Raw genomic sequence first — 24189 nt, forward strand, 5'->3', positions numbered from 1 at the left:
TCCGGGCTCCCAGGGGCAGAAGCCCCTGGGAACACGCCGGCGACCTGGCACCACAGCCCCTCGCCGGCTTCCGGGGAGGACCTCAGAAGAAACCAACCTTGTTCGGACTGTAGGACACGAGCAGGTTCTTGGTCTGCTGGTAGTGGTCGAGCATCATCTTGTGGGTCTCGCGACCGATGCCAGACTGCTTGTAGCCGCCGAAGGCCGCACCCGCCGGATAGACGTGATAGCAGTTCGTCCACACACGGCCTGCTTCGATGCCCCGCCCGGCGCGATACGCGATGTTCGTGTCACGGCTCCAGACGCCAGCGCCGAGACCGTAAACCGTGTCATTGGCGATTTCGAGCGCCTCTTCCACCGTCTTGAAGGTCGTGACGGAGACAACGGGTCCGAAGATTTCCTCCTGGAAAATCCGCATCTTGTTGTTGCCCTCAAAGACGGTCGGCTGAATGTAATAACCGTCCTTCAGATCACCCGACAGCGTCTTGCGGTCGCCGCCGGTCAGAACCTTGGCGCCTTCCTTCTTGCCGATCTCCAGATAGCTCATGATCTTGTCAAACTGTTCCTGCGAGGCCTGTGCGCCCAGCATGGTCGACGGATTGAGCGGATCGTCCTGGCTGATGGCCTGAACGCGCTTGATCGCTTTTTCCATGAAGCGGTCATAGATCGATTCATGCACCAGAGCACGAGAGGGGCAGGTGCAGACCTCACCCTGGTTCAGCGCGAAGAAGGCAAAACCTTCGAGCGCCTTGTCGAGGAAGGCATCGTCCTCGTTCATCACGTCGGCAAAGAAGATGTTCGGCGACTTGCCGCCCAGTTCCAAGGTGATGTTGGTGACGTTGTCGGCGGCATAACGCATGATTTCCTTGCCGACCGAGGTGGAACCGGTAAAGGCGATCTTGGCGATGCGGTTGCTCTGCGCCAGCGGCTTGCCGGCTTCAAGGCCAGTACCATTGACGATGTTGAGGACGCCAGGCGGCAGAAGGTCTTCAATCAGCTCCATCACGATGAGAATGGAGGCCGGCGTCTGTTCGGCCGGCTTCAGCACCACGCAATTGCCTGCTGCAAGCGCCGGTGCGAGTTTCCACGCAGCCATCAGGATCGGGAAGTTCCATGGAATGATCTGGCCGACGACACCGAGCGGTTCATGGAAGTGATAGGCGACGGTATCGTTATCGATCTCGCCGATCGTGCCTTCCTGAGCGCGGATGCAGCCTGCGAAATAGCGGAAATGGTCGATGGCGAGCGGGATATCCGCATTGGTGGTTTCACGCAGCGGCTTGCCGTTATCCCAGGTTTCAGCCCGGGCGATGAGATCTAGATTGTCTTCAATGCGCTGGGCGATCTTGAGCAGGATATTGGAGCGCTCGGTTATGCTCGTCTTGCCCCATTTGTCGCGGGCCTTGTGGGCCGCGTCGAGCGCAAACTCGATGTCGGCTGCATCCGAACGCGGCACTTCGCAGATCTTGTGGCCGGTCACCGGCGAGAGATTGTCCATGTAGCGGCCGGATTTCGGCTCCACCCACTTGCCGCCAATGTAATTGCCGTATTTCAGCTTGAAGGGCGCTTCGCCCGCTTTCTGCTGAACCTGAATATTCATGATTTCATCCTCCCTGATGAAAACGATCCTGAGCGGACCGCATGAAAGGAAGGTGGGCCCAGATGGCGCGGTTCGGTAGAGGGGCGACGCGGTTCCGCAGCGCACATTGTCTCACATCTGCGACAAAGCCGCGTTGATCCGGCGCGATCGGCCGGATCGCAACAACAAGAACGTCAATGAACGTCGAATTTCTTCATCTTGCGATGAAGCGTGGCCCGGCTGATGCCGAGCAAGGACGCGGCCTGCGTGACATTGCCGTTGGTGCGCGACAACACGCGCCGCAGCGCCGAACGCTCCGCTTCCGCGAGGTCGGAACCGCTGTCATGGCGCTGTTCCTGCAGGATATCCGCGGCCGGGAGACCCTGCGCGATGCGGGCATCGTCCAGCTTCAGCGCAAGACGAGCGGCGCGGGTCGCGCCGAGCACGAGATCGTCCTGATCCACGGCGAGCAGCGAAAGCGCCGCCCCGAACCCACTTGGCACGACGACGATGCGTGCCCCCGGAAAGGCACGGCGGAACAGATTGCCCTCGATGCGCTGCGCCGCGTCCTTCACCGCCTGGGTGACAAAAGAAAAGGTCATCTCGTTGATGTCATCGCGGCAGGTGGAAATATCGAGCGCACCCGTCACCCGGCCGGTATGATCGCGAATGGGAGCCGTGGTGCAGCACAGTTCCGTATTCGACGTGAAGAAATGTTGGTCACGATAGACAACCACCGAACGCTCGTCGACGAGCGCGGTGCCTATGCCGTTTGTGCCAACGCTCTCTTCGCTCCAGACGGCGCCGGACCAGAGGCCGAGCGCCCGGAAATCGCGATCATCGCCGGACGCGCCTCGCCGCTCCAGCGCAACGCCCTGAGCATCGGTCAGGAGCAGGCAGCAGCCGGATCTCCCGACACTGTGGAAAATTCGGTCAAGTTCGTCGGTGCTTTCGGCAATCAGGCCAGCCGCACTTTCACGGGCGCGCCGAAACTCCGTCTCGCTGAGAAAGATCGGCTTGCGATTTTCTTCCGGTGCAAGACGGTGCTTGACCATGCAGCGACGCCACGAGGCGACAATCGGCGAACTTGCGGCTGCGGAACGGTGGCGTGCGGTTTCATACACGCGTTCCGCATGGGCGATGTCTGTCGGCATGCGCTCCTCCCAAAGCTTTTGGGCGATGGTGCGCTGGAAGCGTCGATGTTTCAACAAAAAACTTCGCGACCGGCATCGGAGGCGCAGCTGACGGTCAGACCGCCTTGAAGTAACGCCTGCCGGCAGTGACCTCCGGTTCGTCCTCAACGGACAGGAAGGTGTCATCCACGAGGCTGGCAATGGATGTCAGCGGACCGGGCTTGCCGAAAAAGAAGCCCTGCACCTGCAGGCAGCCTTCGCGGCGCAGGAACTCGACATGGGCCTTGGTTTCCACACCCTCCGCAAGCACGGGAATATTCAGGCTATGCGCCAGAATGAGCGTCGAACGCACGATCGCTTCGGACTGCACATTGGTCGACAGCCCGTCGATGAAGGCGCGGTCGATCTTGATCTTGTCGAAAGGGAAACTCTGCAACGTCGAAAGCGAGGAATAGCCCGTGCCGTAATCATCCATCGCGATCTTGACGCCGAGCGCCTTGAGCTTGCGGATGGTGACAAGCGCATGGCGGTGATCGGCGATGATGCTGCCCTCGGTGATTTCCAGCTCGAGCCTTTCAGGCGCAAGGCCCGTTTCTGCCAGGATTTTTTCGACCTTGTCCGGGAACTCGTTATCCGCAAGCTGCTGCGGCGCTACATTCACCGCAATGGAAAGCGATTTTTTCCAGAGTGCCGCCTGCGCGCAGGCTTCTCTCAGAACCCACTCGCCGAGTTCGACGATGAACCCCGTCTGCTCCGCGATCGGGATGAATTCGGCGGGAGAAATCATGCCCCGATCGGGATGGTTCCAGCGTAAAAGCGCCTCGAAGCCGACGATACTGCCGCTTCTGGTGTCGTTCTGCTGCTGGTAATAAAGCTCGAACTCGTTATTGGCGAGGCCGCTGCGCATGGCGACGGCAAGCACATTGCGCTCACGCGCGGCCTCATCCATCGATTTATCGTAAAAGCAGATCGTATCCGAACTGCCGCTTTTTGCCCGGTACATCGCGACATCCGCCTGCGCCATCAGCGTATCGGCGTCGATGGAGCCGGTATTGCGGACCGAAATGCCCACACTCGCACCGACCGAAAATGTCTGCCCGTTCCATTCCACCGGCCTGCTGATCTGGTCGATCAGCCTCTGGGCGAATTCGGTGCCGTCGGCGCGGGTATAATAGGAATTTGTCATCGCCACGAATTCATCACCGCCCATGCGCGCCAGAAATTCGCCGGCCTTCAGCACGGAACTCGCCCGGTCGGCGATGGTGCGAAGCACGGCGTCGCCCGCCGCATGGCCGTGAACGTCATTGATTTCCTTGAAACGGTTGAGATCGATGGAAAGAAGCGCGGTGTGTGCGCCCAACGAAATATGACGGGTGCGACGATTGAGATGTTCAATGAAGGCTGCCCGGTTGGGAATGCCGGTCAGCGGATCGTGCAGGGAAAGATGGCGATAGCGGGCGACTGCCTGCTGGGTGGACTGGGCGTCGATGACATAAGTGGAAAGCCCCAGTGCCAGCAGCAACAGCGTTACCGCAATGGCGCCTCCGCCCATGATGGCCGGCGGCAGCAGATTTTCAGGAATGACGATGCGCGGGTCGAAGGCGAAAGACATGGAGGCCATGCCGGTATAATGCATCGACGCTATCGCCAGGATCAGAAACGCCACCGCGCTGTACTGGCAGAACCGATTGACGGGCCGCGAGACCCGATTGACTGCAACGGCGCCCAGCACTGCCCCCAGCATGAGGGACGCGATGACATAGTTCTGATCCCAGAAAACCATGCCCTGAACATTGTAGGCCGCCATGCCGGTGTAGTGCATGGCTGCAATGCCGAGACCAAGGATGATTCCGCCGGCTTCCACCAGCACGCTGCGTCCGCCATAGGCAGAAATTCCGAAACCGGCAGTCGTTGTGGTAATCGCAATCAGAAGCGACAGCCCGGTCAGATACGGATCGTATCCCACGTCACCCGCGGCAACATAGCCCAGCATCGCCACGAAATGGGTTGTCCATATCGCCGCGCCGCCATTGACACCTGCCAGAAACAGCCAGTTGACCTTCTGCACCCCCGTCGCCAGGCGTGCTTTCGAAAAAAGGCGCATCGACACGAAACTACCGAGCATGCAGACGAAAACCGCTGCGACGGTATATCGATAGTCGTGATCGATGGTAAGGCACTGGAGAACTTTGAGCATTGTCATCTACGCAATTGGAATTTCGCGTAGCCTTATCATTCGCCAAGTTTTCGCCCGGTTTACATGAATGGATAAGCACATATTAAAAGTTGCAACATGCGAGTGAATTAGTACAACCTAATAAACCCGCAAGGCGTGCGATCGAAAAGCAGGCCTCTCTTGTCTTTGTCTCCCGTTTGTATTATAGCGCCCGCACCCGTGTAGACACCCTTGGAGGCAACGCGGGTGGGATGGCGCTTGCCGCCTCCCCAGTTCAGCGCCCGCGGGCATGAACTCTCCATATAACCTCGAAAGGAATTGCCATGAGCAAAGAATCGTATGAGCTCAAGGCCGAGGCGCGCGAACGAGTTGGTAAGGGGTCCTCTCGTGAACTTCGCCGCAACGGTTTGATTCCCGCTGTCATCTATGGTGACAAGCAGGCCCCCATTTCTATCGCCCTGTCCACCAACGAAGTCACCAAGCGTATCCACGCCGGCGGTTTCATGACGACGGTTGCGACGATCGACGTCGACGGCAAGAAGATCAAGGTTCTCCCGAAGGATTACCAGCTTGATCCGGTCCGCGACTTCACCATGCATGTCGACTTCCTGCGCGTTTCGGGCAACACGCTCGTCAACGTCGAAATTCCGGTTCACTTCGAAAACGAAGAAAAGTCGGACATCAAGATCGGCGGCGTTCTGAACATCGTTCGCCACACGGTGGAATTCCACTGCCCGGCCAACGACATTCCGGAAGCCATCACGGTTGATCTCTCCGGCCTGAAGATCGGCGACAGCGTTCACATCTCGAACGTCAAGCTGCCGAAGAACATCACGCCCGTTATCGCCGACCGTGACTTCACGATCGCAACGATCGTTGCCCCGGCAGCAGGCGTTGAAGAAGAAGCAACTGAAGAAGCTTCCGAGGAATAAAATCGGCGGCCACAAGGCCGGACAGCTTTGAAGAACGAGGCCCGTTCCGTTTCCGGAACGGGCCTTTTAGTTTTTATGAACTTTAAAAACAGAAAGCCCGCTCCCCGCCAGCGATGCGGGCCCTGTTTCAGCGTCGATTAACACTTCCATGAAACGATACCCTTGCGCCCTCATGGAAACACCGGCGGGTCGAGAAATAGCGTGGGGAAAGGGCTCGGCCCGGAATCTGACGCATCTCTGTCCGAAAGGATGAAACAGGGCGCAGCAAGTCTGGGGCAAAGGGTAGCTGCAATCGAACATGGCTCATTCCGTCGAAAGTCGCTTTATCGCGATTGTTTCCGGCGCACTTCTTACAGTGGTCGCCCCGCTCTTCACGCTTTTGCTGACACTTTCCTATAACGAGGCTATTCGCAGCCAGCGCAACCATATCGAAATTCTGCTGTCGACGAATACGCAGGCGCTGGCCCGCCCCCTGTGGGACCTCGATGACGACACGATAAACCAGATTACCGGAACCCTTGTCTCCGATCCCATGATCCGTATGGTCGAGGTCAAGGATACGTCCGGCCAGCTTGATGTCGTTCAGACCGCCGGCAGCGACATCATCCAGGATGCCGCCTCGACGACACGCGATGTCATCTACAAGACGACCAAGGGGCCCGTCACGGTCGGCCAATTGACGGTATATTACGATGATGTCGGTCTTCTGACCTCCCTCAGCCGCACCGAACTGGCCTTTATCACGATTTTCATCCTCGCCATTCTCACCATGGTCCTTGCCGCCATTGCCGGTAACCGCTTCATGGTCATCCGCCCGCTGATGCGGCTGGCCGCGGCAATAGAAGCGACACGACGCCTCGGCTCCCGCCACCACGTCGACTGGCGGTCGAAAGACGAGATCGGCCGGCTGGCGAAAAGCTTCAACGAAATGCAGAGCCAGCTCGAAAAAGAAGAGCTGGAGATAAAGAACGCCCACGCCCGCAAGACGGAAATCTACAACCGCACGCCGGCCATGCTGTTTTCGCTGGACAGGCACGACAGGATCGCCGCCGTCAGCGACTACTGGGTGCAGGCGACCGGTTATGACCGCGCCAGAATACTCGGCCTGAATTTCGCCGACCTCATCCACCCCGATGACCGGACATTATTCCAGGAACGCAAGGCGGCGCATCAGGCGGCTGACACCCAACAGGCAGGCATCACCGTTCGCTTCCACTGCAGGGATGGCAGCGTCATGGATGCCCTTATCCTCGAAAAAGCCCTCGATTCCAGCGATACGGCCCATCACAGCACCTGCCTCTGCGTTATGACCGACGTGACCGAACTTCGGCAGTCGGAAAAGCGTAATCGCCAGCAGGCCATTTCCGACCATCTGACCGGCCTCTTCAACCGTCAGGGCTTCGAGGCCATCCTCGACCTGCAGATTCGCGATGCGGACAGGAACGGCAGCGAACTCGCGTGCCTGTTCATAGATCTCGACCGGTTCAAGGCCATCAACGACAATCTCGGTCACGCCGCAGGCGATGCCGTTCTGCGCGAATTCACATTAAAACTGCAGCCGCTGCTGACACCGCTGGACAGCGCCTCGCGTCTGGGCGGAGACGAGTTCGCAATCCTGCTGGCCGGTGACAAGGTGGAAGAGCGCGCCCTGCAGTTCTGTGAGCGCATCTGCACCCTGCTGGACACTCCATTCGAAATCGAGAACAACAGCATCCGCCTCAGCGCCAGTATTGGTATGGCGGTCTACCCCCCTTCACGCCGCGAGTGCCTCCGAGCTTCTGCAGAACGCCGACATGGCCATGTATACCCGCAAGCGGACGGGCAAGAACGGCTCCCAGGTCTTCGACAGCTCGATCATGGACAGGGCCCGCGAACATGCGGAACTGGAACGGGATATCGCGCAGGCGCTTTCCGAAGACTGGTTCGAGGCCTATTTTCAGCCAATTCAAAACATTGCAACCGGCCAGACAGCGGGTTTCGAGGCCTTGCTGCGCCTCAACCATCCGGATAAGGGGCTGCTTTCCCCTGCTGCCATCATCAGCCTTGCGGAAGAGAACGGAACCATTCACCGTATCGGCAACGTGATCCTTGATCAGTCGGTCGCCAATCTCGCCAGGCTGTCGCGCCTGCCGGGCATGGCGCAAACCTATGTGGCGGTGAATTTTTCGCCATTGCAGTTCGAACCGGGACTGCCGACACGCATTGCCGGACTGTTGCACCGGCACGGCATTCTTCCCGGGCGGCTGGTCATCGAAATCACCGAAGCGGTCATCATGAAGGACGATCCGCAGATCCGGGCGATCCTCACCGCCATCCATCAGCTGGGTTGCCGCATCGCGCTGGATGATTTCGGCACGGGTTACTCGTCGCTCAGCTATCTCAGCCGCTTTCCGGTCGATATTGTAAAAATCGACCAATCCTTCACCCGCTCGATCTGCGACGATACGGTGGAAATCCGGCAGCGCAACCGCATGCTGGTCGAAGGTATCGCAGCCATCTCGCACAAGATGAATTGCGTTGTCATCGCCGAGGGTGTCGAGACGGAGGAGCAGAAGCTGCTTCTGGCGGATATGGGTGCCGATTATGGCCAGGGTTACTTTTTCGCTCGCCCGCAGCCCGTCGAGCGGCTGATTGCCGCCTATGAGGCCGGGTCTGGACAAAGCCGCACAGCGGCGCGACAAGCCTGAGCCGCGGGGAGTAGTTATGGGATTGATCCGCTTTTGCCTGGTCTTTCTTGCTCTTGCCAATCCCGTCTGCGCGGCCAAGCTTTTCCTGACCACGGAAGTCTACCCGCCCTACAACCTGCAGGGCAGTGACGGCAGCGTACGCGGCGTCTATTTCGACCAGCTCAAGATCATTCTTGAGGACACCGGCACCAGCTACGAGGTCGCCGTCATGCCGTGGGCCCGGGCGATCGCCCTCGCCACAACACAGCCGATGCATTGTGCCTTCGCCACGGCCAGGACCGCCGAGCGGGAAAAGCTCTTCAAATGGGTCTCGCCAATCCATATCGATCGCAACATTCTCGTGGCGCGGCGCAAGGCGAATATCAATGTCGTGAGCCTCGAAGACGCCAAGAAATACCGGGTTGGAACCCAGCGCGGCGACTACACCGAAACCCTTCTGGAAACGCTCGGTTTTCCGCAGGTGGATGTCGGCGCGGATTTCGAGATCACGCTTCACAAGCTGACGGCCGGACGCATCGACCTTATGCCCATGTCGGAAAGCACCTTCAAAAGCCTGCCGGCGCACACTTTCAGGGAAGTGATAACGCTGTCGAGACAGCAGCTTGGGCTTGCCTGCAACAAGAGCGTGCCGGACGAGGTTATCGCGAAATTGCAGGCCCGTCTCGATGAGCTGATCGCCGACGGGACACAACAGCGGATCTTCGACCGTTACGATCTCATCAGGCCCTGAGCGTCGGCCGGCACTGCCGCAACCCCACAAAAAGATTGACAGCCAGCGGATTTCAGGGTGGTGACAACAGCATCATCAGGCACAACGCGGACATGCTTCATGAAGATCATCGCAGGACTTGGTAATCCCGGCACGCAATATGCCGGAAACCGGCACAATATCGGCTTCATGGCGGTGGATGCGTTACAGCGCCTGCCTTCGTTCGCGCCCTGGTCAAAGAAATTCAAGGCCGAGATTTCCGAAGGCGAGATCGCCGGAGAAAAGGTCCTGCTGATGAAACCGCAGACCTATATGAACCTGTCGGGCGAATCCGTGGGCGAAGCGATGCGCTTCTTCAAACTCACGCCGGCGGACATCATCGCCATCCATGACGAACTCGATCTTCCGGCCGGGCGCGTGCGCATCAAGACTGGCGGCGGTCACGGTGGCCATAACGGCCTGAAATCGCTCGACGCCCATTGCGGCAAGGACTACCGACGCCTGCGCCTCGGCATTGGGCATCCCGGTGACAAGGAGCGCGTGCATGGCCATGTGCTGGGCGATTTCGCCAAGGCCGACCGGGTCTGGCTGGAGCCGCTGCTGGATGCGATTGCCGACAACGCCGCCATGCTGGTGAAGGCGGAGGATTCCCAGCTGATGAACAAGCTGGCGCTGGCCACGGGCAGCAAGCCCGAAGCCGAGAAGCCGGCCAAGGCGGCCAAACCAACCGCGCAGTCTCATATCCACCAGGCACGCAACAGCGCCCAGCCTAAAAAGCTGCCGGAGACCGGGCCGATGGCCGAGATGCTGAAGCGGATGTTCGGCAAGAAGGATTAGATCGCGAATGTCTTCGAAGACCATCACCCTGCGCGAAGCAGGAACCAGCGATCTGGCTGGATTGCTTGATCTCTACCGGGCGCTTAATCCATCCGACCCGGAAATGACGACAGAAGAAGCAAAGACGGCTTTTGCGGCCATGCTCGCTCAGCCGGGTCTGACCGTGTTTCTTGCGACCGAAGGCGAGGAAGCGGTCGCTACCGCCACGCTGCAGATTGTTCCAAATCTCACGCGCGCCGCCCGTCCCTATGCTCTTATCGAAAACGTGGTGACAATGGAAAACCGTCGCGGCCGCGGATATGGCCGCGCGGTCGTGCGCCATGCCGTCGAGGCGGCTTTTGCGGCGAATTGTTACAAGGTGATGCTGCTGACAGGGCAACAACGCCCGGAGGTTCACGCCTTTTACGAAAGCTGCGGCTTCGTGCAGAACAAGACCGGCTTCCAGATCCGGCAGGATTGATGCTCACTCCTCCGGCTCGGTCGTGAACATCAGCGGAAATCCCGCTTCCTTGCCGAGATCGGTCGCCTCCTTGGCCTTCGTCTCGGCAATATCACGTTCGCAAACGACGACCACCGCGCTGCCGAAACGGTGCGCCGTCATCATCACCCGGTGGCCGGCCTCCTCGCTCATGCGGAACACGGCTTTCAGCACCACAGTCACGAACTCACGTGGCGTATAGTCGTCATTCAGCAGAATGACCTTGTAGAGCTTCGGCCGCTCCAGCTTTGGCTTGACCTTCGGTTTTGGTTTGAGATCGACAGGACTGTCGCTCATCATGGCCGCTCGTGCCTGCCGTTCATCGCGGTTGCTCATGGGAAAACCCCGTTGATGACGAAAGATCGATCGCTTGACCCGCTTATATTGCGCCGCAACCACGCCATCGGCAAGTCTGTCAGGAATTCCTCGCCTTTAAGAAGCCTTTGCCGGCCCAAATCGACCCGCGGGCTTGACCTTCCCCCGCCCTTTCCGCAAAAGGCTCCTCAACGAATTCTTTCAAACGGACAGGTTTCAAGCCATGGGCTTCAAATGCGGTATCGTTGGATTGCCGAACGTCGGCAAGTCCACTCTTTTTAACGCGCTGACGAAAACGGCCGCCGCACAGGCCGCCAACTATCCCTTCTGCACCATCGAACCGAATACCGGCGAAGTGGCGGTGCCCGATGCGCGCATGAAAATCCTCGCCGACATCGCCGGCTCGAAGGAAATCATCCCGACCCGCATCTCCTTCGTCGATATTGCCGGTCTGGTTCGCGGCGCATCGAAGGGCGAGGGTCTCGGCAACAAGTTCCTCGCCAACATCCGCGAAGTCGATGCCGTCGTACACGTGCTGCGCTGCTTTGAAGACGACGATATCACCCATGTCGAAGGCCGCATCAACCCGGTTGGCGATGCCGAAACGATCGAGACCGAGCTGATGCTCGCCGATCTCGAAAGCCTGGAACGCCGCGTCGAGCAGACGCGCAAGCGCGCCACCAGCAAGGACAAGGAATCGCTGGCCCAACTGCCTGTCATGGAAGCCGTCATCGCGCTGCTCACCGACGGAAAGCCGGCACGCCTGCTTTTGAAGACACTGGCGGACGAGGAAATCGAAATCCTCAAAGGCCTCAACCTTCTGACATCGCACCCGGTGCTTTATGTCTGCAACGTCTCGGAAGCCGACGCATCGTCCGGCAACGAGCACACAGCAGCCGTCGCAGAAATGGCGAAGCAACAGGGTGCGGAATGCGTGATCATCTCGGCGGCGATCGAAGCCGAAGTCGCGCAGCTTCCAGCCGATGAAGCCGAAGAATTCCTCTCGGCCCTTGGTCTTAACGAGGCCGGCCTCGACCGGCTGATCCGTGCGGGATACCACCTGCTCGACCTCATCACCTATTTCACCGTCGGCCCCAAGGAAACACGCGCATGGACGATCGTGCGCGGCACCAAAGCACCCGCCGCCGCCGGCGTCATCCACAGCGATTTCGAACGCGGCTTCATCCGCGCCTTCACCATCGGCTTTGACGATTACGTTACCTACAAGGGCGAAGTCGGCGCCAAGGAAGCTGGCAAGGGACGCGACGAAGGCAAGGAATATGTGGTTCAGGACGGTGACGTCATCCACTTCCGCTTTAATACCTGATTTGATCTGAACGGGCTTGCTTCTTTTATGGGGCGGACCCAGCCGCTTGTTTCTTCTCCCCGACCGGGGAGAAGATTGCCCCAAGGGTCGGATGAAGGGCGACGTTGCCGCAGCTCACTACCTTCGCCCGCTTCATCCCGCTGCCGCGACCTTCTCCGCGGCGGGGGAAGATGCGAGACGCATCCGCTCGCTCCATAGCGCCTTCCCGCTCCGATATTGCGCCACCGATTTGACCTTTACGTAAAGGGAAAAATCCTCTTAGATGCGACGGTATTGACTGTGCGAAGGGAGGAAACCATGGCGCCGGTCGCGACCTATGCTTACGAGGATTTCACGGTAGGGCGGGAGTTTCCGCTTGGACCGCAACCGATCTCCGCAGGGCAGATCATTGCTTTCGCCAGCGAATTCGATCCGCAACCCATGCATCTTTCCGAAGAAGCAGGCCGCCAGAGCATTCTTGGTGGGCTTGCAGCTTCCGGCTGGCACACCTGCAGTCTGCTGATGCGGATGATGGCGGACAGCTATATCTCGGATTCGACGTCGCAGGGCAGCCCCGGCATCGACTACGTTGATTGGAAGAAGCCGGTTCTGGCAGGAGATACGCTTTCTGGGAAATCCATCGTGCTGGAGCAGCGCCCTTCGGCTTCGCGCCCCGGTATCGGCCTCGTGAAATTTCGCCACGAGCTTTATAACCAGCGCGGCGTTCTGGTGTCGCACGGCGAAAACACCGTGATGTTCCTGATGCGCAGCAATGGAGGTATTGCGGCATGAGACTGGCAGAACTCTCCCCGATCGGCGAACGAGTGACCCTCGATACGCTGCATTTTTCCGCCGACGACATTATTCGCTTCGCCCGCGATTTCGATCCGCAGCCATTTCATCTTGATGCCGAAGCCGCAAAGAACAGCGTTTTCGGCGCACTTTGCGCATCTGGATGGCACACTGGTGCAGGCTGGATGAAGTGTTTTCTGTCGTACTGGGCCAAAGAGGTTAAAAGACTGAAGCTTGAGGGCCTTGAACCGCCAAAACTCGGCCCTTCACCGGGCTTTCGCGAACTTAAATGGAAAAAGCCGGTCTTCGCGGGAGACGATGTCACCTACTTCGTCACCCTGTTCGATACCCGGGCGCTGGAATCCCGGGCCGGTATCTGGCTGAACACGACATTTAACGAAGGGGTCAACCAGTCGGGAGAGACCGTCCTGACTTTCCAGAGCGGGGTTCTGGAATTCGAATAAGCGAGCTTCGGGGCATGTCATTGCGACCTGCCCCACCCGCCGCTCAATGACCGGAAAATTCCACCAGAGTCCGTACCTCGACACCGAGGTCCTCGAGTTTCTTGCGGCCGCCGAGATCAGGCAGATCGATGACGAAGCAGGCGGAGACGATCTCCGCGCCCATCTGGCGCAAAAGCTTGACCGCGCCCTCGGCAGTCCCGCCGGTCGCAATCAGATCATCGACCAGAATGACCTTTTCACCCGGCTGCACCGCATCAACATGCATTTCCATTTCATCGACGCCGTATTCCAGGCTATAGGCAACCCTTACAGTGGCATGCGGGAGCTTGCCCTTCTTACGGATCGGCACGAAGCCGGCCGAAAGCTGATGCGCCACCGCGCCGCCCAGAATGAAGCCGCGCGCTTCCATGCCCGCGATCTTGTCGATCTTCGTTCCCGCATAAGGTTGCACGAGTTCGTCCACGGCGCGGCGGAATGCGCGGGGATTGCCAAGCAACGTGGTGATGTCCCTGAAGATGATGCCCGGCTTCGGATAGTCGGGAATGGAACGGATGGCAGCGGAAAGCTCCGAAGCGATAACGGTCATGGTATTTCCAGTTAAAAATGGGAAATGGATGGTTCGGGCCACCCTATCAACTTGACGGCGGCGCACCAACTAAAAAGGACCGGCGCAACCTTCGGCCAACGCGATCGGTATGGAGCATCGCAAATCCGCATCTTGTGAACGACAACCAGGTCAATGCCAGACTTCTAATAAAAAGGCCCCCATGGAGACCATGGGGGCCGATGACTGCCGGCACCGTAGTGCCGATCAATGTTCCTTGTTGGCGTAGACCGATTTCTTGGTGAGGTAGATCAGCGCGGTGAAGATGAACAGGAACACCATGACCATGAAGCCGGTGCGCTTGCGCTCTTCCAGATGCGGTTCTGCAGCCCACATCAGGAAGGCGGCCACATCCTTGGAATACTGATCCACGGTCTGCGGCGCGCCATCGTCGTAAGTCACCTGATCGGCGCTGATCGGCGGCGCCATCTTCAACGCGACCGCGCTGACGAAATACGGATTGAAATGTGTGCCTTCGGCCACTTCAACACCAGCCGGCGGGTCCTGATATCCGGTCAGCAGCGCATGGATGTAATCCGGGCCGCCCTCCTGATAACCGCCGACGATCGGGATCATGTCGATGATGAATTGCGGGAAACCACGCTCCACGCCGCGCGCCTTGGCAAGCAGCGACATGTCTGGCGGTGCGGCGCCACCATTGGCGGCAGCAGCCGCCTCATGGTTCGGGAATGGCGACGGGAAATGATCTGACGGCACGGCCTTGCGATTATACATTTCGCCGTCGGCATTCGGACCGTCCTGCACTTCATATTCAGCGGCGAAAGCCTTTACCTGCTCTTCCGAATAGCCAAGATCCTCCAGCGTACGGAAAGAGACAAGGCTCATGGAATGGCAGGCCGAGCAGACTTCCTTGTAGACCTTGAGACCACGCTGCAGCTGGCCCTTGTCATATTTGCCGAAAGGACCGGCAAATGACCAGCTCTGCTCCTCGGGCTTGATCACCGGGAAGTGGCCCCCGGCAATCGCATGTTCCGTCTTGGTGGCGAGGTCATGGCTCTCCTCCGCCGCCGAGGCGACGGTGAAGGAACAGCCGATGGCGGCGAAAAGCGCGATGCTCGTTACAAGCTTCTTCATTGTCGTCATCCTTCCTTCGCGCTCAGATTTCGGCAGCCGCAGGCGCGGCACCCGACTTGGCGGCGTTCTTTTCGAGAACGGCCTCGGTAATCGAATTCGGAATACGCCGGGGCGTTTCGACCAGACCGAGGATCGGCATGATGACGAGGAAGAAACCGAAGTAATAAAGCGTGCCGATCTGCGACATGATGACGTAGGTGCCTTCCGCCGGGCGCGAACCCAGCCAGCCGAGCATGATGGCATTCACCACGAACAGCCAGAAGAACATCTTGTACCAGGGACGATAGACGGCGGAGCGAACCTTCGACGTATCGAGCCAGGGCAGGAAGAACAGCACGACGATTGCGCCGAACATCACGAGAACGCCACCCAGCTTGGAATCGATGACCCAGATGTTGAAGGTGATGGCGCGCAGCATGGCGTAGAACGGCAGGAAGTACCATTCCGGAACGATATGCGCCGGGGTCTTCAAGGGATCTGCCATGATGTAGTTATCAGGGTGGCCAAGGAAGTTCGGCATGTAGAAGACGAACCAGGCATAACCGATCAGGAACACGGAAACACCGAGCGCATCCTTCAGCGTCGCATAGGGCGTGAAGGGAACGGTGTCGGTCTTGCTCTTGACTTCAACGCCGGTAGGATTGGTCTGGCCGGTGACGTGCAGCGCCCAGATATGCAGGATAACGACGCCCGCAATCATGAAGGGCAGCAGATAGTGAAGCGCAAAGAAGCGGTTCAGCGTGGGCTGATCCACGGCAAAGCCGCCGAGCAGGAACTGCTGGATCCATTCGCCGATGGCAGGAAACGCCGTGAAGAAGCCGGTGATGACGGTCGCGCCCCAGAAGGACATCTGACCCCAGGGCAGAACATAGCCCATGAAGCCCGTCGCCATCATCAGCAGGAAGATGACGCAGCCAAGAATCCAGAGGATTTCACGCGGCGCCTTGTAGGAGCCGTAATAGAGGCCACGGGCGATGTGCAGGTAAACCGCGATAAAGAAGAACGACGCGCCGTTGGCATGCATGTAGCGCAGCAGCCAGCCGTGGTTGACGTCGCGCATGATCTTTTCGACGGAATTGAAGGCAACCGTCGTTTCGGCCGCATAATGCATGGCCAGCACGACGCCGGTGAGGATCTGCACGATCAGCATGACGGAAAGCATCGCGCCGAAAGTATAGGCGTAGTTCAAATTACGCGGGACAGGATAGGCAACGAAGCTGTCATAGATCATGCGCGGCAAGGGAAGCCGCGAATCGATCCACCTCTCGATGCCGGTAGACGGCTGATAACTGGAATGACCACTCATGAATATCTGTCCCCTTATCCGATCTTGATCACGGTATCGGATGTGAATGCAAATGTCGGGATGGCGAGGTTCTGCGGCGCCGGACCCTTACGTATGCGGCCCGCCGTATCGTAGTGCGAGCCATGGCAGGGACAGAACCATCCGCCGAAATCGCCGGCCTGGCCAAGCGGAACGCAGCCGAGATGGGTGCAGGAACCGACCATGACGATCCAGTTTTCCTTACCCTCGCCGGCGGAACGGTCAATATCGGTCGCCTGCGCGTCGGCGGCAATGTTGGCGTTGCGCGCCACCGGATCCTTGAGTTCGCCAAGAGCGACCGCCTTGGCTTCCTCGATTTCCTTTTCCGTGCGGTTGCGGATGAAAATCGGCTTGCCGCGCCACTTGACGGTAAGTGACATGCCCGGCTCGACCGCCGCGACATCCACTTCGATGGAGGCCAGCGCCAGCGTCGATGCATCGGGGCGCATCTGGTCAATGAAAGGCCATGCAACTGCGGCGGCACCGACGGCGCCCGCCATTCCTGTCACTAGATAAAGAAAATCGCGACGGGTCGGTTCACCCGAAGCGTCGTGATTGGTTACGTGCTCGCTCACCGCTACACCATCCTCTGCGCTGTTTTTGCCGTAAATCGCATGAGTCCTCCCGCTATGATTTGATCCAGGACAATCTCCGTCCCACCGTCCTGGACACAACTGCGGCATCAAGAAACCGCGTCACTCTGTGTGATCGCAAAATATTGACCGACTTGGCAAGAGCAAAGCACACAAAGCTGCCGTAATTCTGCCCGAAGCGCCCGATTTGCTTCTCATTTTTTCGCCGCCTCTGGCAGTCGGGCAACATTGTGCACCCAAAGGCGCCATGTTAGGAGACTACGAGGGAGAGCTTGGAAAGCAGGGATTCGGATGACGGCGAAGCTCTCGTGCATGGTCTCCACGGCGGTTGCTGCCGTTCTCGTCATTGCCAGTCTGCGCTACATCACCGATTTCTGGCTTCTTGCCTTCGTCACCAGCTTCCAGCTTCATATCGCCATTATCTGCATCCTGTTGTCATGGCTGGTATTTTGGCTCATGCGCGACGCCTTTTCCGCCGTGCTCTTGGTCTGGTCGATTGCGCTCGCCGTCCATGCGGTGGCCATGCTTCTGGATTTTTCGACATCGGCCACGGCCGCACCGGATGCGCAGCCGTTCCGGCTGCTTTCCTTCAATGTGCTGATGGATAACGCCGCCAATGCGGAGCTGATTGCCGACGCGATTGTCGAATCACACGCCGATGCGGTTTATCTCTTTGAAGCGGACGCTCTGCAATCGGCTCTGCCGCGTCTGCAACAGACATATCCGCACAGGCTGGGCTGCTTCGAGGGAACGCCGGGCTGTGACCTCGTGATCCTGTCGAAGCGGCCTTTGCACGAAGGCCATTTTCATAGTCTTAGCGACCTGCGCCGCGACCGTTTCGCGATCGCCAAAATCGATCTCGACGGCAGGGAAGTCACGCTTGCCGCGGCCCATCTTACCAAGCCCTATTTCGACGATTATCACCGCGACGAGCTGGACGAGGTCAGCGAAATTCTCTACCGCGTCACCGGGCCGCTCATTCTTGCAGGAGACTTCAATTCGGCAAGCATCGCTCCCGATATGCGGGATTTTCTGGCCGCCAACGATCTCAGGAAAGCGCCCTGGGAGCCCGCGACTTGGCCAACGGAAGCAGGACGTTTCGGCATAGCCATCGACCATATCTTCGCCCGTGAACCGGCAACGCTGATAAAAACCACGCGCCTGCCGGACAGTCTCGGCTCCAATCATTACGGCCTGATGGCCGACTTCATGATCGGCAAATAGCGCCGCGCTTTACGGGATCGCCTCGTCTGCCGCGAGAAACCCGCCCGATTGCCGCGCCCAGAGCTCCGAATAGAGTCCGCCCCGCGAGACCAGTTCCGAATGTGTGCCCTGCTCGACGATGCGCCCCTGATCCATCACGATCAACCGGTCGAGCGCCGCGATGGTCGAAAGGCGGTGGGCGATTGCCAGCACCGTCTTGCCCTGCATCAGCTCGTCCAGATTACTCTGGATCGCAGCCTCTACCTCGGAATCGAGCGCCGAGGTCGCCTCATCAAGCACGAGGATTGGTGCATCCTTCAGCATCACACGGGCAATGGCGATACGCTGGCGCTGGCCGCCGGAGAGTTTCACGCCGCGTTCGCCCACATGGGCGTCAAAACCGGTGCGTCCGCGCTGATCCTCCAGCCGCTTGATGAAGTCGTCCGCCTTGGCCCGTCGCGTCGCCTCCTGCAATTGCGTTTCGCTGGCGTCGGTGCGGCCGAACAGGATGTTGTCCCTGATAGAGCGATGCAGCAGCGAGGTGTCCTGCGTAACCATGCCGATATGGGCCCGCAGCGATTCCTGGGTTACCCCCGCAATATCCTGCCCGTCGATGAGAATGCGTCCTTTCTCGACATCGTAAAACCGCAGCAGCAGATTAACGAGGGTGGATTTTCCCGCGCCGGAGCGTCCGACGATGCCGACCTTTTCCCCTGCCCGGATGTCGAGATTGAGATGGTCGATGACGCCGTTCTTTCGGCCATAGTGGAAACTGACATTCTCGAAACGAATGCTCGGTTTTTTAACCTCCAGCATAACCGCGTCAGGCGCATCGACGAGACCGATCGGCTGAGAGATCAACTCGGCGGCGTTCTGCACCGTGCCGAAATTGCGCATGATGCCGTTGAACTGCGTCATCAGGCGCCCCAGCAGGAAATTGAGACGCAGCACCAGCGCCAGCGTGAAGGCCACCGCACCGGAACTGATCTTGCCGGAAAGCCACAGATCGATGCAGAGAGCCGCCATGGACGTGATCATAACGCCTGACAGCAGCGCCATCGATGCCCGCACGCCGGTAATGAACCGCGTGAACGTCATCGTCGCACGCTGAAAGATATCGAAGCCCTGCCGCATGTAGCGGTCATTGGCGTCGTCGCGCCCGAACAGCCGCAGGGTCTGGATATTGCTGTAGGCATCTACCATGCGGCCGGAAAGCATGGAGGCGGCTTCCGCCGTTTCTTTTGAATGATAGCGGATGCGCGGCACGAAATAGCGCGCCAGCAGCGAGAAGATCGCCACCCAGACAACGACAACGACCGCAAGCCGCCAGTCCAGCCCCCCGATCAGCAAAAGCATCGAGACGGAATAGATACCGACGAACCATACGCTTTCCATCAACGAGGTCACAAGGTCGCCCGCCGCCTGCCCGCCGGACCAGACCTTGGTGACGATGCGGCCGGAAAAATCGTTCTGGAAAAAGGTCAGCGACTGCCGCGCCACATGCATGTAGGATTGCCAGCGCACCAGGTTGTAGAAGCCGGGCGTGATGATCTGCTGATCCACCAGCGCCGTCAGCATCGTGACGATGAAGCGGATGACGCCGATCAGGACAAGCATGCCGACGAGTTCGCCGCCATGGGTGGAAAGCAACCCGGCCCAGCCTTCTTCCGGTTTTACCGTCGAGAGAATATCAACAAGCCGGCCGACGAACCAGAAAAGCGCCGCCTCGATGGCCGCAGTCAGCCCACCCAGCACCAGCATCGCGAAGAACGGCGCTTTCGCCTGCGAAATATAGAACCAGATGAAGGCGAACGTGCTTTCCGGCGGCCGCAAATCGTCCTTGCGGTCGAAGGGCTTTATCCAGTTCTCGAAATACTCGAAGATGCGGGTAATGAGCATGATCCGGATATAGGCGGATTCCCGGTGCGGGAACAGCCGCGGAGGCTACGGTGAGAGATTATATTTCGGTAACGTTCGGGAACTGAAAAAGGCAGGAATAAAAGACGGAGGGCGGGAACCCTGTTTCCCGCCCTCCGTCTTTCCTTACTCCGCGGCCGCTTCCGCCTCGTGATCGGCTATGAAGCCGCCGGACTGGCGCCGCCACAGATCGGCGTAAATGCCGCCCATTGCCACCAGTTCCGCATGGCTGCCCGCTTCCACGATCCGGCCCTTGTCCAGAATGATCAGCCGGTCCATTTCGGTGAGCGTCGAGAGACGGTGGGCGATGGCGATCACCGTCTTGCCTTCCATAAGCGAGAACAGGTTCTCCTGAATTGCCGCCTCGACTTCTGAATCGAGCGCCGAGGTCGCCTCATCAAGTACCAGAATCGGCGCATTCTTGAGGAAGACGCGCGCAATTGCGATACGCTGGCGCTGGCCGCCCGACAGTTTCACGCCGCGTTCACCTACCTGGGCATCGAGGCCCTGGCGACCATGCATGTCGACCAGCGTTTCGATGAAATCCCAGGCATTGGCCCGCTTTGCTGCCGCAATCACCTGCTCGTCGGTGGCTTCCGGATGACCATAGGCAATGTTGTCGCGGATCGAGCGGTGCAGCAGCGACGTATCCTGCGTCACGACACCGATCAATTCTCGCAGGCTGTCTTGCGACACCTTGGAGATGTCCTGACCGTCGATGGTGATCCTGCCGCCTTCCAGATCGTAAAAACGCAGCAGCAGGTTCATCAGCGTCGTCTTGCCCGCCCCCGAACGCCCGACCAGACCGACCTTTTCGCCCGGCTTGATATCAAGCGTCAGCCCGTCGATCACGCCCTTGTTCTTGCCATAGTGGAAGCGGACGTTGTCGTAGCGGATGCCGCCCTGCGGGGCCGCAAGTTCCGGAGCCTTCGGAACGTCGACGATGTCATGCGGCTTCGTCATCATCGACATGCCGTCATAGACCGTGCCGATATTTTCGAACAGTGAGGTGACTTCCCACATGATCCACTGCGACATGCCGTTGACGCGCATCGCAAGGCTGATGGCGATGGCAACCGAACCGGCCGTCACCGAACCCTGCATCCAGAAATAGAGACCGAGCGCGGCCGTTGAAAACAGAACCACCGCATTGTTCAGGTCGATCAGGATGTTGAAGCCGGAAATCTTGCGCATCTGGCGGTGAACGGTTCCGAGAAACACGTTCATGCCCTCACGCGCGTATCTCTCCTCGCGGCCCGCATGGGAAAACAGCTTGATCGTCGAAATATTCGTATAGCTGTCGACGATCCGGCCCGTCATCATGGAGCGCGCATCGGCCTGCTCCTGCGCCAGCCGGCCGAGCTTGGGCACGAAATAGGCGAGGATACCCATGTAGATACCCAGCCAGACCAAAAGGGGGATAACCAGTCGCCAATCGGCAGCCGCGACCATGAACAGCATCGAAACGACAAAGCTGATCGCGTAGACGAAGACGTCGATGACCTTCAGTGCCACTTCGCGGATCGCCAGCGCCGTCTGCATGACCTTGGTCGAAACCCGGCCGGCAAATTCATTGGCGAAAAACGTCATGGAATGGCGCAGCAGGAAACGGTGCATTTTCCAGCGCGCAATCATGCCGAAATTGCCGGCAAGCGTCTGGTGCATCGTCATGGTGTGGATCGCGCCCATCAGCGGCAGCAGAAACAGCACCAGCCCGGCCATGATGATCAGATGCCAGCCCTCATCGGCAAAAAACGTCTCGCGATTGGCCGTGGAAAGCCAGTCGACGATATTGCCGAGGAATTTGTAAAGCATCGCTTCCGCAACGGCGATGCCCATCGACATCAGGCCGAGCAGCAGCAGCCACGGCCAGGCGGGCTTCACATAATGCCACAGGAACGGCAGAAGCGTCTTCGGCGGCACGGAAGGCGTCGAAGACGGAAAGGGATCGAGACGTTTTTCAAACCAGCCAAACATAGGCCAAGCTCCGGCAATAAATCGCCCCGTCGTCAAAGGTAAGCGGACGCAATATGGCCCACGACGGAACGGAAAAGTCTTTGAACATGGCCGTGACAGCCACATGACGAATCGGAATATGGGAAACGCGGCCGAGCCGCGGAGTAACACCTAGGCCAGCAGCAGCACTACTGGGGCCGGGAGGCGAATACGAATGTCATTTGGCATAAGAACCTCCCTTGGCTGGTGTTGAAGATATGGCCTTGTAGCGCAAAAATTAAGCAATGACCAGCCGGAAAGACACCGACACGCTCGAAAACTCGAGATGTGTCGAGTAGCACAAAGGGACGGATTTACCCGCAAAGGTTTCCGACCGCCGCCTGCCGTGCTGCACCGCCTTATTCGGCTGCGTCCTGCGCCTGACCACTCTCATATTCCGTGATCAACTCGATCATTCCGGCCTGAGTATGGCGCTTGAGTTCCCGCCGGTCGCTGGGCTGCGGGGCAAAGGTGACGGTCAGGCCGGTATCCCTTATCGTGCCGATGGCGAAAGATGCGCCGGAGAGCATGCGTACGCCCTCATGCAGCCATAGAGGATCGGTCGCGAAATGCTGGCCGATACCGACCACGATGGGAATGCCCTGCCAGTGTGACATGCGGTCGTAATGGATGTGGCCTGCCAGAATACCAATGACATCATGTTCGAACAGCAGCTCGTCCAGAATCTCGGTATCGTCAAAGGACAGGGATTCCCACTCCGCATCGGGACGGTCGAAATCAAGCGCCGGCGCATGGTGCATCACCAGCAGCTTCGGCAATTCGGGATGGTTTTCCAGCTCATCCTCAAGCCATTCGACCTGTCCGGGTTCGAAAGCACCCCCGACCTTGCCGGGAACGCTGGTGTCCATGACGATGATGTGAATGCCGGCAATCACCTCGGCATGGTCATAGGGCTCGTCCAGATCCTCGTGGCGATCGAGCATCACGGGATAAAATCCATCGCGGCGGTCGTGATTGCCGAGCGCGAAGAGCACAGGCATACCGAGTTCCGCTTCCTTTATCAGACGCTTGAGCTCCTCATAGCTGCCGGCATCGCCCCGATTGGTCAGATCGCCGCTGACGATGATGAATTCGGGCGGCGGCACCAGCGCCTTGATCTGCGCAAGCGTCGTGGAAAGCGTGGCCGAGGTCTCTGAATAAAGATCGTCATCCTGCACCTGCGGATTGCCCACATGCAGATCGGTCAGATGGACGAAATTCACCCGTTCGGACATGCTATCCCCCTGTTCCTGCGTGCAGAAGATCCGGCTCAAGTAGGCCGACGTCAACCGTTCCCGATGGTTCGGGCAAGCCTGATGATGTACTGGTGAATGGGTAGCCGCCCAGTGTGTCACGCGCATGAATATCCGGTCTGGAATGACACCCGAGAGGGACTTTTCGCAAACTGCCTGTCGTCCCCTGTCCGCGCGTGATAATCGGACGAGCACAGCAACCGCAGTGAGATCTCCATGTCCGGCACCACGACCGAAATCAGAATCGCCCTTTACCAGCCCGACATTCCCGGCAATACCGGCACCATCCTGCGGCTGGCCGCCTGCCTTGGCCTTGGCGTCGACATCATCGAACCCGCAGGTTTCGACATCTCGGATCGCAATCTGAAACGGGCCGGCATGGACTACATTGCGGCGGCCGCCCTCACGCGCCATGTCAGCTGGGATCGCTTCGAGGAATGGCGGGCAACCACCGGCCGGCGGCTCGTCCTCGCCTCCACCAAGGCAGCCCAGCCCTATACTGATATCACCTATCGTGCCGACGATATCCTGCTCTTTGGCCGCGAAAGTGCGGGCGTGCCTGATCACGTGCATGAAAAGGCGGATGAGCGAATCATCATTCCGATGGTCGCCGGGCAGCGCTCGATCAACGTTGCGATGTCGGCTGCGATGGTCACCGGCGAGGCCTTGCGCCAGACCTCATGGTCCTGACCTGCCATCTTTACAGCCAATTTTTCAGGCAAATTTGAAAATTGGCCGTTTTTGCCGCGAAACTGTCGCAACCCGGCCTGTACCGGAGGCGTTCACGCTCCTATACT

General features: G+C 58.9%; 20 protein-coding genes and 1 pseudogene. 10 read left to right on the top strand and 11 right to left on the bottom strand.

Going from position 1 to position 24189, the window contains the following annotated elements; translation table 11 throughout:
* Positions 1 to 82: 82 nt before the first annotated feature.
* The 3 genes from adh to QE453_RS19440 all read right to left on the bottom strand — a co-directional run bounded on the left by adh (position 83) and on the right by QE453_RS19440 (position 4909).
* Entirely contained in the window at positions 83 to 1600 is a 1518-nt protein-coding gene (gene adh / locus QE453_RS19430) for an aldehyde dehydrogenase (protein WP_112766604.1), read from the bottom strand.
* A gap of 173 nt (positions 1601 to 1773) precedes the next feature.
* Complete coding sequence (locus QE453_RS19435) at positions 1774 to 2733, bottom strand: helix-turn-helix domain-containing protein (RefSeq protein WP_006699467.1); 960 nt, start codon at positions 2731 to 2733, stop codon at positions 1774 to 1776.
* Positions 2734 to 2827: 94 nt separating this feature from the next.
* Positions 2828 to 4909, bottom strand: a complete 2082-nt coding sequence (locus QE453_RS19440) for a bifunctional diguanylate cyclase/phosphodiesterase (RefSeq protein WP_309777737.1) — start codon at positions 4907 to 4909, stop codon at positions 2828 to 2830.
* 302 nt (positions 4910 to 5211) lie between these two features.
* Between QE453_RS19440 and QE453_RS19445 the strand changes: the two genes are divergently transcribed.
* From QE453_RS19445 to QE453_RS19465, 5 genes and pseudogenes are all read left to right on the top strand, one after another.
* On the top strand, positions 5212 to 5820 hold the full coding sequence (locus tag QE453_RS19445) for a 50S ribosomal protein L25/general stress protein Ctc (protein WP_004442950.1): 609 nt from the start codon (positions 5212 to 5214) through the stop codon (positions 5818 to 5820).
* Positions 5821 to 6118: 298 nt separating this feature from the next.
* Positions 6119 to 8507: pseudogene (locus QE453_RS19450) on the top strand (EAL domain-containing protein).
* 16 nt (positions 8508 to 8523) lie between these two features.
* Entirely contained in the window at positions 8524 to 9237 is a 714-nt protein-coding gene (locus QE453_RS19455; protein WP_048902733.1) for an ABC transporter substrate-binding protein, read from the top strand.
* A 99-nt stretch (positions 9238 to 9336) separates the two neighbouring features.
* Positions 9337 to 10053 (top strand): aminoacyl-tRNA hydrolase, encoded by a 717-nt coding sequence (pth, locus tag QE453_RS19460; RefSeq protein WP_220329392.1) that lies wholly within the window; start codon positions 9337 to 9339, stop codon positions 10051 to 10053.
* Between the two features lie 7 nt (positions 10054 to 10060).
* Complete coding sequence (locus tag QE453_RS19465; RefSeq protein WP_309777741.1) at positions 10061 to 10513, top strand: GNAT family N-acetyltransferase; 453 nt, start codon at positions 10061 to 10063, stop codon at positions 10511 to 10513.
* A 3-nt stretch (positions 10514 to 10516) separates the two neighbouring features.
* On the opposite strand, the gene clpS is transcribed toward QE453_RS19465, so the two are convergent.
* Positions 10517 to 10828, bottom strand: a complete 312-nt coding sequence (gene clpS / locus QE453_RS19470) for an ATP-dependent Clp protease adapter ClpS (protein WP_006699463.1) — start codon at positions 10826 to 10828, stop codon at positions 10517 to 10519.
* 241 nt (positions 10829 to 11069) lie between these two features.
* On the opposite strand from clpS, the gene ychF reads away from it, so the two are divergent.
* From ychF to QE453_RS19485, 3 genes are all read left to right on the top strand, one after another.
* A complete protein-coding gene (gene ychF / locus QE453_RS19475; RefSeq protein ID WP_004442957.1) occupies positions 11070 to 12173 on the top strand; it encodes a redox-regulated ATPase YchF in 1104 nt (367 codons plus the stop codon).
* A 297-nt stretch (positions 12174 to 12470) separates the two neighbouring features.
* Positions 12471 to 12944, top strand: a complete 474-nt coding sequence (locus QE453_RS19480) for a MaoC family dehydratase (protein ID WP_309777743.1) — start codon at positions 12471 to 12473, stop codon at positions 12942 to 12944.
* On the top strand, positions 12941 to 13408 hold the full coding sequence (locus QE453_RS19485) for a MaoC family dehydratase (RefSeq protein ID WP_309777745.1): 468 nt from the start codon (positions 12941 to 12943) through the stop codon (positions 13406 to 13408). The genes QE453_RS19480 and QE453_RS19485 overlap by 4 nt, the downstream gene beginning before the upstream one ends.
* A 43-nt stretch (positions 13409 to 13451) precedes the next feature.
* Here QE453_RS19485 and QE453_RS19490 read toward each other — a convergent pair whose 3' ends face one another.
* From QE453_RS19490 to petA, 4 genes are all read right to left on the bottom strand, one after another.
* On the bottom strand, positions 13452 to 13994 hold the full coding sequence (locus tag QE453_RS19490) for an adenine phosphoribosyltransferase (protein WP_004442960.1): 543 nt from the start codon (positions 13992 to 13994) through the stop codon (positions 13452 to 13454).
* 225 nt (positions 13995 to 14219) lie between these two features.
* Positions 14220 to 15107, bottom strand: coding sequence for a cytochrome c1 (locus tag QE453_RS19495; RefSeq protein ID WP_004442961.1), 888 nt, complete (start codon positions 15105 to 15107; stop codon positions 14220 to 14222).
* Positions 15108 to 15129: 22 nt separating this feature from the next.
* The gene (locus QE453_RS19500) at positions 15130 to 16413 is read right to left on the bottom strand and encodes a cytochrome b N-terminal domain-containing protein (RefSeq protein WP_004442963.1); all 1284 of its coding nucleotides are present in this window, start codon (positions 16411 to 16413) and stop codon (positions 15130 to 15132) included.
* Positions 16414 to 16427: 14 nt separating this feature from the next.
* Entirely contained in the window at positions 16428 to 17006 is a 579-nt protein-coding gene (gene petA, locus QE453_RS19505) for a ubiquinol-cytochrome c reductase iron-sulfur subunit (protein WP_004442965.1), read from the bottom strand.
* A gap of 309 nt (positions 17007 to 17315) precedes the next feature.
* Here petA and QE453_RS19510 point away from each other — a divergent pair, with 309 nt between their 5' ends.
* The gene (locus tag QE453_RS19510; protein WP_309777746.1) at positions 17316 to 18248 is read left to right on the top strand and encodes an endonuclease/exonuclease/phosphatase family protein; all 933 of its coding nucleotides are present in this window, start codon (positions 17316 to 17318) and stop codon (positions 18246 to 18248) included.
* Positions 18249 to 18257: 9 nt separating this feature from the next.
* Here QE453_RS19510 and QE453_RS19515 read toward each other — a convergent pair whose 3' ends face one another.
* From QE453_RS19515 to QE453_RS19525, 3 genes are all read right to left on the bottom strand, one after another.
* Positions 18258 to 20126, bottom strand: coding sequence for an ABC transporter ATP-binding protein (locus tag QE453_RS19515; protein WP_309777747.1), 1869 nt, complete (start codon positions 20124 to 20126; stop codon positions 18258 to 18260).
* A 144-nt stretch (positions 20127 to 20270) separates the two neighbouring features.
* Entirely contained in the window at positions 20271 to 22121 is a 1851-nt protein-coding gene (locus tag QE453_RS19520) for an ABC transporter ATP-binding protein (RefSeq protein ID WP_045532037.1), read from the bottom strand.
* Between the two features lie 377 nt (positions 22122 to 22498).
* Positions 22499 to 23374 carry a phosphodiesterase gene (locus QE453_RS19525; RefSeq protein WP_037089774.1) on the bottom strand — a complete coding sequence of 292 codons (876 nt, stop codon included), beginning with the start codon at positions 23372 to 23374 and terminating at the stop codon, positions 22499 to 22501.
* Between the two features lie 234 nt (positions 23375 to 23608).
* On the opposite strand from QE453_RS19525, the gene QE453_RS19530 reads away from it, so the two are divergent.
* On the top strand, positions 23609 to 24082 hold the full coding sequence (locus tag QE453_RS19530) for a tRNA (cytidine(34)-2'-O)-methyltransferase (protein WP_004442975.1): 474 nt from the start codon (positions 23609 to 23611) through the stop codon (positions 24080 to 24082).
* Positions 24083 to 24189 lie beyond the last annotated feature (107 nt).

This window comes from Agrobacterium sp. SORGH_AS_0440 (assembly GCF_031453135.1).
GTDB classification, from domain to species: domain Bacteria; phylum Pseudomonadota; class Alphaproteobacteria; order Rhizobiales; family Rhizobiaceae; genus Agrobacterium; species Agrobacterium pusense.

What these genes read in the sequence shown, in the direction of transcription:
- adh (WP_112766604.1), bottom strand. Translation starts at nt 1,600, where the DNA reads ATGAATATTCAGGTTCAGCAGAAAGCGGGCGAAGCGCCCTTCAAGCTG.
- QE453_RS19435 (WP_006699467.1), bottom strand. Translation starts at nt 2,733, where the DNA reads ATGCCGACAGACATCGCCCATGCGGAACGCGTGTATGAAACCGCACGC.
- QE453_RS19440 (WP_309777737.1), bottom strand. Translation starts at nt 4,909, where the DNA reads ATGCTCAAAGTTCTCCAGTGCCTTACCATCGATCACGACTATCGATAT.
- QE453_RS19445 (WP_004442950.1), top strand. Translation starts at nt 5,212, where the DNA reads ATGAGCAAAGAATCGTATGAGCTCAAGGCCGAGGCGCGCGAACGAGTT.
- QE453_RS19455 (WP_048902733.1), top strand. Translation starts at nt 8,524, where the DNA reads ATGGGATTGATCCGCTTTTGCCTGGTCTTTCTTGCTCTTGCCAATCCC.
- pth (WP_220329392.1), top strand. Translation starts at nt 9,337, where the DNA reads ATGAAGATCATCGCAGGACTTGGTAATCCCGGCACGCAATATGCCGGA.
- QE453_RS19465 (WP_309777741.1), top strand. Translation starts at nt 10,061, where the DNA reads ATGTCTTCGAAGACCATCACCCTGCGCGAAGCAGGAACCAGCGATCTG.
- clpS (WP_006699463.1), bottom strand. Translation starts at nt 10,828, where the DNA reads ATGAGCGACAGTCCTGTCGATCTCAAACCAAAACCGAAGGTCAAGCCA.
- ychF (WP_004442957.1), top strand. Translation starts at nt 11,070, where the DNA reads ATGGGCTTCAAATGCGGTATCGTTGGATTGCCGAACGTCGGCAAGTCC.
- QE453_RS19480 (WP_309777743.1), top strand. Translation starts at nt 12,471, where the DNA reads ATGGCGCCGGTCGCGACCTATGCTTACGAGGATTTCACGGTAGGGCGG.
- QE453_RS19485 (WP_309777745.1), top strand. Translation starts at nt 12,941, where the DNA reads ATGAGACTGGCAGAACTCTCCCCGATCGGCGAACGAGTGACCCTCGAT.
- QE453_RS19490 (WP_004442960.1), bottom strand. Translation starts at nt 13,994, where the DNA reads ATGACCGTTATCGCTTCGGAGCTTTCCGCTGCCATCCGTTCCATTCCC.
- QE453_RS19495 (WP_004442961.1), bottom strand. Translation starts at nt 15,107, where the DNA reads ATGAAGAAGCTTGTAACGAGCATCGCGCTTTTCGCCGCCATCGGCTGT.
- QE453_RS19500 (WP_004442963.1), bottom strand. Translation starts at nt 16,413, where the DNA reads ATGAGTGGTCATTCCAGTTATCAGCCGTCTACCGGCATCGAGAGGTGG.
- QE453_RS19510 (WP_309777746.1), top strand. Translation starts at nt 17,316, where the DNA reads ATGACGGCGAAGCTCTCGTGCATGGTCTCCACGGCGGTTGCTGCCGTT.
- QE453_RS19515 (WP_309777747.1), bottom strand. Translation starts at nt 20,126, where the DNA reads ATGCTCATTACCCGCATCTTCGAGTATTTCGAGAACTGGATAAAGCCC.
- QE453_RS19520 (WP_045532037.1), bottom strand. Translation starts at nt 22,121, where the DNA reads ATGTTTGGCTGGTTTGAAAAACGTCTCGATCCCTTTCCGTCTTCGACG.
- QE453_RS19525 (WP_037089774.1), bottom strand. Translation starts at nt 23,374, where the DNA reads ATGTCCGAACGGGTGAATTTCGTCCATCTGACCGATCTGCATGTGGGC.
- QE453_RS19530 (WP_004442975.1), top strand. Translation starts at nt 23,609, where the DNA reads ATGTCCGGCACCACGACCGAAATCAGAATCGCCCTTTACCAGCCCGAC.